The following is a 15,941-nucleotide window of genomic DNA, read 5'->3' as shown; positions in this document are numbered from 1 at the left end:
AAGGCTTTATTTATGCTAAAAAGTTGGATGAAACAAATTTTGATGCTTCGAGATTTTTTACAAGTTTCGCATCGACATTAATCAAAAGTGGACAACTAATTTATGCAAATAAACTCGTTGAAGCTGCGATGGAGGGGAATTATGTAACTGAAGAAATACAAACACTTCTTGAGGAATGTAGAAGGAAGCTGAGTGCTGATGAAAGGATGAGATCGCCACGCTTCGCTCTCGATGACACAGCAAAAGCAACCATTTCTCTCTGTATGATTGTTAAAAATGAGGAGGAAAATATTGGGCATAGTCTTTTGAGTGTTAGAGGTTTGGTTAATGAAATAATCATAGTAGATACAGGCTCTACTGATAGGACAAAAGAGATTGCAAAAGAATTCGGCGCTAAAGTTTTCGATTTTAGATGGAATGATAACTTTTCTGAAGCTCGTAATTTTTCACTCTCTAAGGCTACAGGTGATTGGATACTTATCCTTGATGCTGATGAAGTGATATCGCCGAAGGATCATGAGAGGCTTAAAGAATTAGTAAAGGGAAAAGAAGAAAAAGCGAGATTGCTACGTTCCGCTCGCGATGACGAAACGAAACCTGCGTATCATGGAACCTCGGAATCCACGAAATTAGTCGCCTATTCCTTTACTACACGTAACTATATAATGGAACTGAATAATATTGATTGGAAGCCAAATGATGGAAATTATTCCGAAGAAGCAGGAACAGGATGGTTTCCTGGGGAAAAGGTTAGATTATTTCCAAATAAACCTGGCATCAAGTTTGACTTTGCCATTCACGAAAGAATAGAGCCTTCTCTTATAAAAAATGGCATAAAAATCGAAAGTTCTGATATTCCAGTTCATCACTATGGAACACTCAACCGTGAAAGAGAAAATGCAAAGGCACAAATATATTATGAGATGGCTAAAAAGAAGGTTTTCGAGGATAAAAATTCGGACTTTAGAGCATTACATGAGCTTGCTGTTCATGCTTCAAGTCTTGGAAAATTTGAAGAGGCTTTAGAATATCTGGAAAAAGTTTTAGATTTGAATCCTGATTTTGGAAGGGCCTATCTGAGTAAAGGCAACAATCATTTCAATCTTTGTAAATTTAATGAAGCCCTTTCCTCATACATTAAGGCATTAGAGCTCGATTCTGAATTAAAAGAAGCTGTAATACAGGCTGCCTCATGTGAGCTTTACTTAGGGGAATCTGCTCTGGCAGTTTCAAGGCTTGAGAAATTTATTAAAGAAAATCCAGAACACCTTAAGGCACTCGCCCTTTTAGCTCTTGGATATTTCTCTTTACGTAATAAAATAAACGCACAACAAATTATTGAAAAATTAAAAATATTAAATTTTGACTACAAAAATTTCATTTCTCATTATGCAAATACATTGACAAGCTTCGGGCAAATTGATTCTGCTATATCTCTTCTTGAGTCCGCAATCGAGATAGGAAGTGTAGATAAAAAATCTGAACAGCTTCTCTCTACCCTTTATATGATAAAAAGGCTTAATGAAAGCAAATCAAAGGTATCTGTTGTAGTTCTCGCTTCGGATAATTCGGATAATTCAAATAAATGCATTGAAAGTATAAAGAGAAGAACTCTTGAGCCGCATGAGATTGTGATAGTTCCAAAGGAGACTTCACTCTCCCCTCAAGGGAGGGGATTGGAATGGGAACCCCTCGGCAAAGAAGAGGAACACACCCCTGCACCCCTCTCAAGAGGGGAAACACACCCCTGCACCCCTCTCAAGAGGGGAATCCCCTCTCCCCTAACTGGAGAGGGCAAGGGTGAGGGGGAATCGAAACCTCAAAGTAACCTCAACTATGCTAAGGCTGCTAACAATGGCATAAATAAATCATCAGGTGACTATATTGTACTAATCAATGACGATGTGATTGTCACAGACGGCTGGCTTACGGGATTGCTTGAGTGTGCAATGAGTAATCCTGATATTGCTCTGGTGGGTCCTATGATGACGAATGTTGAAGGACCGCAGGGGGTAAATACAGTGGTGAGTGGTAAGTGGTTAGTGGAGAGTGGGAAAGAAGCAATAAGGGAGGAATCAAAGAGTGGTCATTGCGAGGAGCGAAGCAAAGAAGCAATCTCGTCGTTTAGTCAAAAGGACGAAGAAAAAATTACTCCATATGGCTTAATCGGACTTGATGAATTCGCATTATCTTTTAGACAGAAAAATAGATATCGATATGTAGAACAAAAGAAATTAATTGGTGAATGTTTTTTAATCAAACGTGAATTATTAGAAAAGAATGGACTTTTTGATGAACAGTTCCAAACACCCGAATATACACTTGATGATTACTGCCTGAGGGCTTCTTTAAATAATTACAGATCTTTAATAGCAGGGGATATTGTTGTCCATAAGATAGTTCAAGCTGATAAAATAAATGTGGTAAAGATCAGAGAAGACACCATTGCCTATAACAAAATACTTTCTGCTGACAGAAAACATTTCATTGATAAATGGAGCGCAAACGATGTTGATGAAGAAACAAGGAAAAAACTTATTACTTTAAATTCATTACGCTATGCTGATGAACTCGCACAGCAAGGACAAAAAAACAATGCTATTCAAACTATTTATGAAGGATTGAAATATTCCCCTTTTGATGAACGACTACATTTTGCTCTCGTTATGTATATGACAGAAAATGGAAAATATATTGAAGCATACGATATTCTTGAAAAAATGTCAGCAAATCATAAAAAAGACGCAAGATGGTTTGAACTTGCCAGCATCTGTAAAAACGGCATTAACATTTACGATAAAGCAGAAAAATATGCAGATGAAGCTATCAATTTAGATAATAAATATGCGAAAGCCTGGAACCTAAAAGGTCTTATTTACTATAACAAAGGATTATTTGATGAAGCAGAAAAGTTTTTTACTAAAGCAATCGATCTCGACAGAAGTTATGGAGAAGCATACGCAAATTTAGGTGCAATTAAATGGTATAAAAATTATAAAGAAGAAGCAATTAATCTTTTCGAGCGAGCTTTTATCCTATCACCAACAGTTGAAAATGTTGCAATTAATTATCACGCTGTTGCTGTTTCACTTTCACAACAGGAAAGAGCTGAAAAAATATTTGAAGAAGCAATAGACCTTTATCCATCTAATAGAAGACTGAAATACGTGCTTGTTGATCTTCTCTTGCAACAAGAGAAATATGAAGAAGCCATGGAAATTTATGAAGATGCGATGGTAGCTTTTGGAATAGATGATGATACACTTTCTATTGCTCTCGGGATAAGGAATAAAATAGGACCGAAAGACTTAGTTAGGGAGGAATTAAAGGGGGGTCATTGCGAGGAGCGAAGCGGCGAAGTAATCTCCGGTTACTCACCTACTATATCTTTATGCATGATTGTCAAAAACGAAGAAAAATATATAGGCAAATGTCTGCATAGTATAAAGCCTCTTGTTGATGAGATGATCGTTGTTGACACAGGTTCTACTGACAGAACAAAAAACATAGCCAAGGCATTTGGTGCAAAGGTATTTGATTTTGCATGGACAGGTGACTTTTCAGAAGCGAGAAATTATTCGATATCAAAAGCATCAGGAGATTGGATACTTGTGCTCGATGCTGATGAGGTTATCGCACCTTTTGATCAGGATGTTTTAAGAAAATTACTGTCTCTTCCAGCTTACAAATCTGCTGGATTTACTATCACATCGAGAAATTATGTCCTGCCTGTGTCTACTATCGGATGGAGACCGAATGATGGTAGTTATATCAAACAAGAAGCAGGATCAGGCTGGTTTCCGAGTGACAAAGTTCGTATATTTCCTAATAATCCGCATATCAGGTTTGAATTTCCTGTCCATGAGTTTGTGGAAATGACAATGCAAAAAGCAGGTATTAAAAATATAATTATTGATATTCCTGTCCATCATTACGGAAAACTCGAAAAAGATAAGATTTTTACAAAAGGAGAAGATTATTATATCCTTGGCAAATTAAAACTATCAGAGCGTGGAGAGAAAGACTTTATTGCACTTTATGAATTAGCAGTCCAGGCTTCTGAACTCGAAAGGTTTGATGAAGCCCTTGGATACTGGAAAAAATTGAGTGAGGTAAAACCAGATTTTCCAAAGGCATATTTTGGTCTGGCGAACAGTTACTACCGTCAGTCAAAGTTTCAAGAGGCTATAGACTCACTCGAAACAGCACTTAAACTCGAAAAAAATCCTGAGGAACGAAGAGAATTTATACCTCTTTACGCAGCCTGTTCAATTTGCATCGGGAAAGCAGAAAAATGCATATCTCTTCTAAAAGACACTTTATCAAAATATCCAGAATTACCAATGGTTGTGTTGATGCTTGCGCTGGTATACTGTTGCATAAATAAAAAAGATGATGCCAAAAAGTATCTTTCTTTATTAAAAAAAAGAATGACCTATGATAATTATCTTTATGAATTTGCTGAATTTCTGATTAAAGCAGGAAATTTGAATTATGCTATTTCTATAATTGAGACTGCTTTAGATACAGGAACACAGGATGAACGTTTTCCAATTTTGCTTGATAGATGTGAAAAACTTTTGACAGAAGAAAATTAGCATTTTTATAAAATCACCTTCTTTCTTTGGTTTTTTCTTTATGCTATATTAAGTAAAAACTGCAAGGAGGACATATAGTGTCAATTAACATGACTGAACAGATTCAAAAACTTAAAACTATTATTAAAGATGTTGATAAATTCTACTTTAGTATGAACAAAGAGTATGTTGGACCTATTGATCCAGTATGTATAGTCTCTTATTCTTCAAAAATTATCAAAGTAAAAGCTCTGGTGATGGCAGAAAAAGTGCCTGCTATGTATTTGCCTTTTGGTTTCCTCCCTTTTTTAGTAGATCCTAATCATTTAGAGGCTGTTATTGCATACCTTAATGATAATTACGAATTTCAATATTATAATCCTGAAACAAAGGAACTAAAGGGTCTAAGTGTGCTCGTTGGAGATAAAGAATATTCTTACGATGGAACAGCAAAAGGAGCTGCTGATTTTTTTAAACAAAAAAATTGGACATATGAGATTTTTTATTAAAAAAAATCCTTCTTTCTCATCGCGAACCTACATGCCTTTGGGATAGGAATAACGATCTCAGAACCGTCATCGCGAGGGACGTAGTCCCGAAGCAATCTCATCCAATTGCATTTTTGACCGCATTTTCTAAGAAATCCTCAAGCGCCTTAATACATTCTTTATCTCTATAAAGTCTATTTTTATTTGCATTAACCTTCTCAGAAATTTGTTGTCGCCATTTTTTATCCTTTCCCAGACGAACTGCAACCTCAACATATTCACCGACTGAACTTGCAATGGTCTCTGTTAACCCCATCATTCTAAGAATACCTGCGGAATGACGTTGTCTCATAAGTTTTCCAGGTAATGTTACTACAGGAAGATTACAGTTGATAGCTTCAAAGGTTGAATTATTGGCAGACCAACCTATAGTATCTAAAAATATATCAGATACAGAGTTAAGCAAAAAATATCTTTCGGGGGTAAGATGTGGAAGAAACACAACATGCTTTTCATACTCCTTTTTGTAAGAACTAAATGCTTTTTTGAGCCGCATTATAAATTGTTCTGTGACGAAATTCTTTATGTCGAATTGTGAAATAAATACGAACTTAGAGTTATACACCTCTTTTGCAATCTGAGGGAAAATATCATCATACTGAGGCAAATATGTAAATAGGGCATGACTGCAAAGGTATACAATCGAATCCGAGTTTAGTCCAAACATTTCTCGATTTGCATTTTCAGATGTAATATCTATTGGTGAATAATAAAATCCTAAATTTGGCAATCGAATTAACTTCTCTGTGTAATGTTCATCTCCATCTAACGGCTCCATCAATTTACTGCTCAAATAGTAATCAATTGTCGGAAGCCCAGTGGTATCAGGATGTCCCAGAGATGTGCATTGAACAGGAGCAAGTCTCAAAGTAGCAAGCCTCAGCGTTATCGTATCCATGCCAATTTCTGGATAAATTAAAGCATGTAAATTGTCATCTCGGATGATCTGACATAAATCCTCAAATGAATAGATATTTTCAACAAATTTATAAAAATGTTTTTTTGCTATCTCAGTAACTTCATCATAAATCCTTCGTGTATAATACCCATAAAGCTTAAATCTATTTTTATCAATATTTTCTACCCATCCTTTTAAAGGAATTTTCCAGACAGAATGATAATGGAAGAACGCTGAGACTATACCAATTCTCATTTGTTCATTATTCAAATTCGTAAATGCAACTGGCATTTCAGTAAATTGTCGGTATCTTTTACTCATGATTTTACATACGATCTCACCATAAAGCTTTTGCAAATCTCTGTCATTCAAGCCCTGACATGTCAGGAGAAAAGGCTGATGACTCCCGACAGCTTCTGAAGCCATGTGTATTTCATAAGGCGTTTCAAGTGAAATCGAATCCCTGAGTTTCAAAAGCTCATCTTCATACCTCTTACGGTAAACATAAATGCTTGCCTCATCAGGATAAATAAAAGGTAATTGGGAAATACATTTAGCCCATCTTGCAGTAAAAAAATTAGGAGCTATTTTTAAAGCTTCATCATAAGCAACAATCGCTTCATCTGTTCTGCCAAGATAAACTAAAACATTTCCTTTATTATAATAAGCCAGGAGATAGTCTGGCTTGATCGAAATTGCATGATTAAAGCACTCAAGTGCCTTTTCGAATTCTCCTATTTCTCTCAGAGAATTGCCGAGATTATTATATGCTTGTGCATGTTCTGGAACTAATTCGAGGGTTTTTTGAAAACATGAAATAGACTCATGGAATTGACCAATACTCTGTAAAATGACGCCGATATTATTATATGCGTCTGCAAAGTATGGATTTAATTCCACCGCCTTCTGATAATGTTCAAACGCTTTATCCAGCTTTCCAAGATTGTAATATATTGTTCCAAGATTGTTGTGCGCATCTGCAAAGTGAGGGTTAATATTTAAAGCCTTCTTAATATATTCTATTGCCTCATTATAATTTTTGAGTTGAAAATTTATTAGACCGAGAAAATGAAAGGCATCTGCGTTTTGTGGTTGAGTGTTTATTATTTCCTTGCAAATCTCTTCTGCTTCTTTGAAATTACCTGAGTTATATCTTTCGATAACCTGTTCGATCATAATTTTCTAAAAGTATCCATTTTGAGATTGCCACGCTTCGCTCGCGATGACAAAAAAGACTGTCATTGCGAAGACCCCGAAAATATTTCGGGGTACGAAGCAATCTCTTCTTAACACTTATAAAAACTCCTCATAAATCCAGAAATTCTGTTGAATTTTCTTGACATCAATAACAGTCGAATTATCAACTTTAAGCAACAATTGCCTCTTTGTATCAATTAGATAATCGACTGGGAAATAATATGGCACAGTTCTTCTCTGACATTTTTCAGGATAAAATCTCTTTCTTTTTTTATCCTGCGGGAAACTCACTCTATGTCCCCCAGCTACAGGTATCGCTGGATGAAGTATAACAGGCTTTATATGCGGCCACCATGGTAAACGTAGATATGATTTATTGAGCCATTTAGCTCTTATTTTTATATTCTCATCACTCTGGTTATTAAACGCAAAATCAAGACACTCATCGTCTGCCACTCCTGAATTCTCCTCTATTACCTTCTGCCAGATTTCCAATAATTTCTTAGCCTGCGGATTATTCTTATAATATTGCACACCACCACTACATATCAATTGTTCGTTACTGTAATAGTCAATACTATGCGAATATACATAAAACTCAGAAAAGGTGGTTCTGCCTTCTTTATCCTGCACAATTGGCATATACGCCTCGTTATGGATATCATTAAGCCAGTTATATATAGCAAAATCCGTTTCTGAATTGTCTATTTCTATAATCTTTTCTGGATAATCCAAAAAAATCATATCAATATCTACATAAAAAATATCTTTAATCGGAAATCTTTCCATATTAAACAAGATAAAATTGGCCTTTGTGTATAGCGGAGAGTCTGTTCCTTGAAGGTTAATAGATGTATGCACATTTGATACTTTATAAACTGCATAAGGTAAAGAATATTTTTCACAGGATAAGATTAGACGCTCTGCTAAATGGAAATATTTGTCATTTGTAGGCGTAAACATCGAACAAACAATGAAATTATATGTTTCAGGAGACTCATGAAATTTATAAGGGGAATAAATAGTATTGTAATTAAGTCTATTAAACATGACCTTTTCATTATATTCCCAAATCCAGCGATAAGCAACGTAATCCCTTACTATATGTGTCATTGCGAGTGGCGTAGCCCCGAAGCAATTACAGACAGAGAGATCGCCACGCTCCGCTCACGATGACGATTTTTATCACTGGATTTGGGCTTTGATAAACAATGATTTATAATATTTATATACATTTTTTAGCATAATTTTGATTAAATAATAAGATGAAAATTAAGATGAGGACTGCTATTCATAATTTTACATTGATAAATATACTCTTAATCGTTTTTATCATAGCATTATCAAATTACATATTTTTTTCATCGACTAATTTTAAGATTAACTATTCACATTCAGCAAAGGCAAAAGAGCAGATATCAGTAGAAACACCTTCTACATCTGACCTTCCTTCTTTATCTGACTTCTTAATAATTGGCGAGTTAAATTTATTCCACCCCGAAAGAAAAATCCCGATTGAAAAAAAAGAAGAAAAACCACTTCCCAAACCCGAGTTTGTGCTGTATGGGACATTGATATCAGAGAACCTAAGTTTAGCCTATCTTGAAGATTTAAAAGAACCTTACAGCACACCCGGTAGAGGAAAAAGACAAATCACCCTGAGGCAGGGTGATACTTTAAGTGGATTTACTCTTAAAGAAATTGAAACAGATAAAGTTGTAATGGTGAGGGGTGAAGAAAGGATTGTAATAGACTTAGCAGAATCGCGGAAAAAATATAAGGGGCCAGCCTCTACCTCTTCTACACAAACACAACCATCAACATCTACTCAACCTACTACACAACCTGCTAAAATAGAAAAACAACCAACTCGGCCAGCTTCGCGAAAACAAATAGATCAGGATGTTTTTGACTTTTTCGAAAGAAGGAAACAACAATAATAACTATAAAATAAAGGAGGGAAAAAATGGCAAATAGTGCAAAAATAGCTGAGATCATCAAATACTTCGAGGATATAAAAAAATCTTCAGATTTAGCTATCGCCTTATTAAACGAACCACCAAAGACTGAAGAAAACGATGAGGATTCCCCAAATCTATTTGACTATACGGTTCAAATTCAGGATGCGATAGAAGAGATAAGGGATCTTATATTCGATATTGAGGGTTGATGTTGCCTAACAGAAAAGGGGTTTTGCAGTTTTAAAATGAATTATGTCATATAAACTAAGGAGGGTCATATAGCACCAGTAAAATTTGGAGATACGGTAAAGTTTCACTTCACATGTAAATTTGAAGACGGAACTGTTCACGACAGCTCTGTTGGAAAAGAACCTATCATTTTAAAAGTAGGTGAAAACAGTTTTCTTCCATTCTTTGAAAAATTAGTCATTGGAATGAATATAGGAGAGAAGAAAATATATACGGTTCCTGCATCAGAAGCATTTGGAGAATACAAAAAAGAATTAGTTCAAGTAATAAAGCGAGAAGAATTCCCAAAAGATATGAATCCTGAACTTGGTCTTAAAATAATAATAAAGCGAAACGATGGTGGCGAAGATGTCATAACTGTAACTAATGTTGCAGAAAATGAGATAACACTGGATGCTAACCATCCATTAGCTGGAAAGAATTTAAATTTTGAAATAGAATTATTAGATATTATCAAGGTTGGTCCGAGTGCAGAATCTTTTTATGCACTCGGATTGTTTTTACAAGAAAAAGGTATTTTTGATGAAGCAGTCCAACATTATCAGAAAGCTACATCAGTTAATCCAGATTTCACAGAGGCTCATTTCAATATGGGCGTTGCCTTTCAGCAATTAGGGCAACACGATAAGGCAATCTTATCTTATCAACAAGCCATTGCACTAAATTCTGAAAATCCAAAAGCACATCTGAATCTTGGAATAGCATATAAAGAATTGGGGCAATATGATGAAGCCTTAGAATCTTTTAAAACTGCGATAAAAATCAAACCAGATTATGCAATGGCGTATTACAATCTCGGCAATGTCCATTTAGCGAAAGGGCAATTTAATAATGCTATGGATTATTACAAAAAAGCGATTTCAATTGATAATGAATATGCTGAGGCACACTGGAACATTGCACTATTAAATCTTCTATCAGGAAATTTTAAAGAGGGATGGAAAGGATATGAATGGCGATGGAAATTAGGTAATCTTGCAATAAAGCGAACATTTGATAAACCTCAATGGGATGGTTCTGATATCAATGGTAAAACTATTCTGATTTATACAGAACAAGGCTTCGGAGATACTATTCAATTTATCCGCTATGTCCCCTTAATTGCTCAACGTGGGGCAAAGGTTATTGTTGAATGTGAGAAGGAATTAATAAGTTTATTACAAAAGGTTGAAGGTGTTAATGATATTTTTTTAAGAGAATCCCAACTACCCGACTTTGATTTTTATTGTCCCCTTTTGAGTCTACCGCTTCTATTCAATACTACCATTGAAGATATACCTTCTCCAATACCTTATATTAAAATTGATGCAGAACTGGTTCAGAAATGGCATGGCAGAATACTAAAAAATTCCAAATTAAATGTGGGGCTCACATGGGCTGGTAGCCCTGAATTGAGAAAAGATTATAATAGATCATGTACATTGGATGTCCTCTCACAATTATTGAAAATCACTGATATTAACTTTTATAGCCTACAGAAAGGAGAAGCTTCTTACCAAATATTAAGCCACCCTGACGGTGAAAAGATCTTAGACTATACAGATGAACTTAATGATTTTGCAGATACTGCTGCTCTTATACAAAATCTTGATTTAGTTATATCAGTAGATACAGAAGTAGCTCATCTTGCAGGGGCATTAGGTAAAACTGTATGGACTCTTCTTCCTTTTGTTCCTGATTGGCGATGGATGCTGGATAGAGATGATAGTCCCTGGTATCCCACCATGAGGTTATTCAGACAGCCTGCATTGGGTGACTGGAAGACAATAATCGAGAGAGTTGAGGAGGAAATCAGAAAATTAACCTAATGAGTCATTGCGAGGAGACCGCCGAAGGCGGGCGACGTGGCAATCTCGTCGTTTAGCAATTAGCAATCAGTTTGTAATATAACCAAATATTTTTATAATATACCACTATGGAAACTTCCGATGTTCTGAAAAAAGCAATCCAGTATCATCAAGCAGGCAGACTCATTGAGGCAGAAAATATTTATCAAGAATTATTAATTTCTGAACCGGATAACTTTTATGCCTTGCATTACCTCGGAGTGTTATATTGTCAATACGGTAATTATGACAAAGCAATCGAATACATAAAAAAAGCAATTCTAATAAAATCTGATGCCCATGCATATTACAATCTTGGTCTTGCATATCAGGGCAAAAGATTTTTTGATAAAGCAATATCATCGTACCAAAATGCATTGAAGTTAAATCCACATATGGCAGATGCATTGGTAAATCTTGGCATTATCTTTTTCAAATATGAAATACAAATTGATAAAGCTATCGAGTGTTTCCAGGAGGCTTTAAAAATTAACGCGGAGCATCCCGAAGCAAATAGTAATCTTGCAATTGTTTTTCAGGAAACTGGCAATATTAGAGAGGCTATTAAATATTATAAAAAAGCTCTAAATTCCAAACCTGAATCTCCCGAAATCCTTTTTAATCTTGGGACAGCACTTATGGAAGAGGGAAAACAGGAAGAAGCATTAGCCACACTCAACAAAGTAATCAAACAAAGGCCTCATTCTTTTATTGCGAGATTTGCACATTCTATTGCACAAATTCCTATTATCCACAAGGATGAATCAAGTATATCTTCATCACGTAAAAATTATCAAAACGAATTAATTGAACTCAAAAATATGATATACCCAAAAAATTCTTCCCGGATTGAAGAAGCTTCTGTAGCGATCGGGACAATTCAACCTTTTTATTTAGCTTACCAGGGATTGAATGATGTCGAACTCCAGAGACTTTATGGAGATTTAATTTGTAACATAATGTCCTCACGTTATCCTGAGCTTGCAGAAAAGCCTGTAATGCCGGATATTCAAGAACGTATTCGTATAGGATTCATATCAGGTTATTTCTATAATCATTCTGTATGGAAAATTCCTATTAAGGGATGGATGGAGAAAATCGATAAGGAACGTTTTGAGCTATTTGGATACTATACATGGACAAAAGATGATGATGAGACTAAAACTGCTGCAAAATACTGTAAAAGATTTCTAAAAAACAATTCCTTTGAAAAATTATCTCAAATAATTCGCAATGATAACCTGCACATTATAATCTATCCAGAAATTGGCATGGATCCTTTATCTTTAAAGCTGGCATCTCTAAGACTCGCCCCTGTGCAATGCGTTTCATGGGGTCATCCAACGACAACAGGACTTCCAAGTATTGATTATTTCCTGAGCAGTGCTCTAATGGAACCACCTGATGGTGATACCCATTACACTGAAAAACTTGTGCGACTACCGAATCTTTCAGCCTACATAACACCTTTAGAAACGCAAGTAACAAATATTAATCGACAAAGTTTCAATCTGCCTGATGATTCTTTGCTATATCACTGCTGTCAGTCTCTTTACAAATTTTTACCACAGTATGATGAGATATTCCCCTTGATTGCAAAACGTGTAAACAATTGCCGATTCCTGTTCTCAGAACATCCTAAAAGTGAATATATTACCGAACAACTACGACTCAGGCTTTATAAGGCATTTGATAGATTAAATCTCCACGCAAGTGATTATATAACTTTTCTTCCATTTCTTGATAATCATAGATACAATTCACTCTATCAAATCGCTGATGTGTTTCTCGATCCTATTGGATGGTCTGGCTGTAATTCAGCAATTGAAGCCATCAATTTTAATTTACCAATTGTTACTTTTCCCGGAAATTTGATGAGAAGTCGTGATTGCTCTGCCATCTTGAAAATGATAGGTTTAGAAGAATGCATTACTTCTACGCTTGAAGAATATATAGATTTAGCTGTCCGTATTGGCAATGACTGTGAATTGAGAAAAAGCATCTCAAATAAGATCGCTGAGAATAAATATAAAATTTATTATGACATGGAATGCATTAAAGCTCTGGAGAATTTTATTGAAAGTGTTGTCAAGAGAGGGTGATAATATAATAATATAAAAACAGAATCCATGAAATATCTGATAACTATAATCTTTATTGCATTTTTTGGGTTTACACTAATCAACAATCTACCCATCTCTGCCGGGCAACTTAATACTAAAACTGAAAATTCCTCTGACATAAGAAAACAGATCGATAACCTTCGTTCAGAAGACCCGCTTGCTCGTTGTGAAGCAGTTCAGAAATTATCTGTAATCGGGATAGAAGCAAAGTCAGCCATACCTGAACTAATAAAAATGCTTTCTGACACATCAGTCATCATATGTCATCGGGATGACAAAATAATATCTTCCTCTTCTGTTGATAAAGAAGCTTTAAAAGTAATAATAAACATCGGCGATTTAGCGGTTGAACCACTCATTAATGCTGTAAAAAGTAATAATGTTGATGTTAGAAGAAATTCAATTAAAGCACTCGGCAAGATAAAAAATTCTCTTGCTGTCGATACGCTCATAACATCACTCAAAGATGAAGACACATATGTCCGCAAAAATTCTGCTGAAGCACTTGGTGAAATAGGAGACCAACGTGCAGTTATTCCATTAATCTCCGCTCTCGATGATAAGAAAACATGTGTTAAAGATGCTTCTCTTAATTCACTTAAAAAAGTAATCAATCTAACAAAAGAGACTAAAGGAGTTGATTCGCTTTCTGAGTTTATTACACACGAAAATAAAGATGTGAGAGAAATAGTCGTTGATGCAATAAAACAAGAAAAAGACAGAAGAACCGCAGAGCTTTTGATAATTGCTATGAAAGATAAAAATCCTGATATTCGCAAAAAAGCTATAGAAGCTGTGAGAGATATTGGGAAGGAAGCAGTTGAACCGCTTATTAATGCCCTTAATAATAATGATGATATTATTACTAAAATATCTTCAGCCACCATATTAGGTGAGTTAAAGGAACCTCAAGCAGTGGAACCACTTATTAACTCACTCAAATATGAATCAAAAGAAGAACCCCTATCTGCTGAAAAGTTAAAAGTCGAAACAATAATAGCATTAGGGAAAATTGGTGATGCTCGAGCTGTTGAACCTCTTATTCAAATAATTAATGGCAAACAGGTCCGCCTGAAGGAGTCTGCTATGAATGCTTTATCAGAAATCGGCGAACCTGCTGTTGATTCACTTATTTCTATTATAAAGAGCCAGAATAACTTTACAGCCAAAATAAACGCTGTTATTATCCTCGGGAACATTAAAAGCACAAAAGCAGTTGAACCAATTATTAACACACTATTACTTGATGCCTATGATAATAAATCATGGATGTTTCGTGCTGAAGCAATAAGAGCTCTGGCTAAAATTGGAGATCAACGTGCTATCGAGCCATTGAATATTATGCTTAATGACTATGTCAGTTATATACGTGATTTGGCTCAATGGGCAATTAAAGAAATAAAAATAAAAAGTAAAACTAACAAGTGAAAAAAGCTATACGATGAGATCGCCACGCTCCGCTCGCGATGACACCCTCTCTATTCGTCATTGCAAGGGGCTTTAGCCACGAAGCAATCTCGTCGTTAAATATGCAATTTCAATTGGAATTATCCCTTCCATAGTGTTAAAATAATAAGTAATTAGGCATGAAAATTAGACTTGCCATAGGTTGCGGTAACTACCTCTATTCAGAAGGATTAAAAAAACTTCTTGAAGAAGAAAAAGTAATAAATGTAATAGAAATTTTTAACATAGGCAATCTCATCTCTGATTTAAAAGAGATTTTAAAATTCAAACCAGATGTAATACTATCTGATTACAATACTGATTTTAATATTCTTTATAGCCTTCCAGAAGATTTCTTTAAGGAAAATAGACTCAGAATACTACTTATCGGTGATAGGTCTTTAAGATTTTTAGCAGACAGACATTTAAAGGCTTTTATAACATCTGGAATTGTGGGAATTCTACCTCCTGGTGCTGATTCAGATTTATTAAAAAAGGCTTTAAAGGCAGTGGTGTCAGACGAGCTCTGGCTTGATAGGCATACATTAATGACTTTAATCTCATCTATACATCGAACTAACAATGCTCCTCTTGGAAAAAGAGAAAAAGAGATAATGTTCCATATCTGTCAGGGTTTCAGAAATCGAGAAATAGCGCAGAAATTAAATATTAGTGAGCAAACAGTAAAATCACATTGTAATAGAATATATAAAAAACTCGGGGTTGCAGACCGACTTCAGCTCGCACTCTATTCTTTTAAGATATTACCCAAATACAATAAATAAATATGTCATCGCTTTTTTATGCCACCCTTTATTAAACTAAAGAATGAATATTTGTAAACTTTAGTATTATATTTTATTTAATACTTTTTTTTACACAAATTCAAACTTTTTCCCTATTGAAAAGATTATAAAATTATGTTTTATTAATTATAAATAAGTTCCCACCAAAAAAATTTATTTATATATTTTTTGTATGCGTTTATCAAAGGTGGGCATGAAGCTCAGGAACTCCTTTGGAAGGGAGGGGTAAATAAGAAGTGACCGCATATCTGAAAGTCTTAAGTTCCCCTGAAACAGAAGCCCTTCTATTTTATAAATCCAGACAATCAAC

General features: G+C 35.0%; 9 protein-coding genes and 6 pseudogenes. 13 read left to right on the top strand and 2 right to left on the bottom strand.

Annotated features, from left to right (window positions below; all coding sequences use genetic code 11):
- Nucleotides 1-206 precede the first annotated feature (206 nt).
- From HXY53_06940 to HXY53_06910, 7 genes and pseudogenes are all read left to right on the top strand, one after another.
- Nucleotides 207-503, top strand: a pseudogene (locus HXY53_06940) (glycosyltransferase family 2 protein).
- A 162-nt stretch (nt 504-665) separates the two neighbouring features.
- A pseudogene (locus tag HXY53_06935) lies at nt 666-1,061 on the top strand (tetratricopeptide repeat protein).
- Nucleotides 1,062-1,505: 444 nt separating this feature from the next.
- Nucleotides 1,506-2,009 (top strand): annotated as a pseudogene (locus HXY53_06930) (glycosyltransferase).
- An 864-nt stretch (nt 2,010-2,873) separates the two neighbouring features.
- A pseudogene (locus HXY53_06925) lies at nt 2,874-3,242 on the top strand (tetratricopeptide repeat protein).
- Nucleotides 3,234-3,641: pseudogene (locus HXY53_06920) on the top strand (glycosyltransferase family 2 protein). The pseudogenes HXY53_06925 and HXY53_06920 overlap by 9 nt, the downstream one beginning before the upstream one ends.
- 234 nt (nt 3,642-3,875) lie before the next feature.
- Entirely contained in the window at nt 3,876-4,598 is a 723-nt protein-coding gene (locus HXY53_06915; protein ID NWF76290.1) for a tetratricopeptide repeat protein, read from the top strand.
- Between the two features lie 77 nt (nt 4,599-4,675).
- Entirely contained in the window at nt 4,676-5,086 is a 411-nt protein-coding gene (locus HXY53_06910) for a hypothetical protein (protein NWF76289.1), read from the top strand.
- Nucleotides 5,087-5,183: 97 nt separating this feature from the next.
- On the opposite strand, the gene HXY53_06905 is transcribed toward HXY53_06910, so the two are convergent.
- Together HXY53_06905 and HXY53_06900 are read right to left on the bottom strand one after the other, a co-directional pair.
- Complete coding sequence (locus tag HXY53_06905) at nt 5,184-7,199, bottom strand: tetratricopeptide repeat protein (GenBank protein ID NWF76288.1); 2,016 nt, start codon at nt 7,197-7,199, stop codon at nt 5,184-5,186.
- Between the two features lie 117 nt (nt 7,200-7,316).
- Nucleotides 7,317-8,333 carry a hypothetical protein gene (locus HXY53_06900; GenBank protein NWF76287.1) on the bottom strand — a complete coding sequence of 339 codons (1,017 nt, stop codon included), beginning with the start codon at nt 8,331-8,333 and terminating at the stop codon, nt 7,317-7,319.
- Nucleotides 8,334-8,485: 152 nt separating this feature from the next.
- Here HXY53_06900 and HXY53_06895 point away from each other — a divergent pair, with 152 nt between their 5' ends.
- The 6 genes and pseudogenes from HXY53_06895 (at nt 8,486) to HXY53_06870 (ending at nt 15,610) form a co-directional block, all read left to right on the top strand.
- Nucleotides 8,486-9,160, top strand: coding sequence for a hypothetical protein (locus tag HXY53_06895; protein NWF76286.1), 675 nt, complete (start codon nt 8,486-8,488; stop codon nt 9,158-9,160).
- Nucleotides 9,161-9,186: 26 nt separating this feature from the next.
- Nucleotides 9,187-9,390, top strand: coding sequence for a hypothetical protein (locus tag HXY53_06890; protein ID NWF76285.1), 204 nt, complete (start codon nt 9,187-9,189; stop codon nt 9,388-9,390).
- A 69-nt stretch (nt 9,391-9,459) separates the two neighbouring features.
- A pseudogene (locus tag HXY53_06885) lies at nt 9,460-9,885 on the top strand (FKBP-type peptidyl-prolyl cis-trans isomerase).
- 1,460 nt (nt 9,886-11,345) lie between these two features.
- Entirely contained in the window at nt 11,346-13,358 is a 2,013-nt protein-coding gene (locus tag HXY53_06880) for a tetratricopeptide repeat protein (protein NWF76284.1), read from the top strand.
- Between the two features lie 27 nt (nt 13,359-13,385).
- Entirely contained in the window at nt 13,386-14,807 is a 1,422-nt protein-coding gene (locus HXY53_06875; protein ID NWF76283.1) for a HEAT repeat domain-containing protein, read from the top strand.
- Between the two features lie 158 nt (nt 14,808-14,965).
- A complete protein-coding gene (locus HXY53_06870) occupies nt 14,966-15,610 on the top strand; it encodes a response regulator transcription factor (GenBank protein NWF76282.1) in 645 nt (214 codons plus the stop codon).
- Nucleotides 15,611-15,941 lie beyond the last annotated feature (331 nt).

The organism is Nitrospirota bacterium (assembly GCA_013388455.1).
Taxonomy (GTDB): domain Bacteria; phylum Nitrospirota; class Thermodesulfovibrionia; order Thermodesulfovibrionales; family SM23-35; genus JACAFF01.
This window is presented reverse-complemented; position numbering and strand designations above follow the sequence as displayed.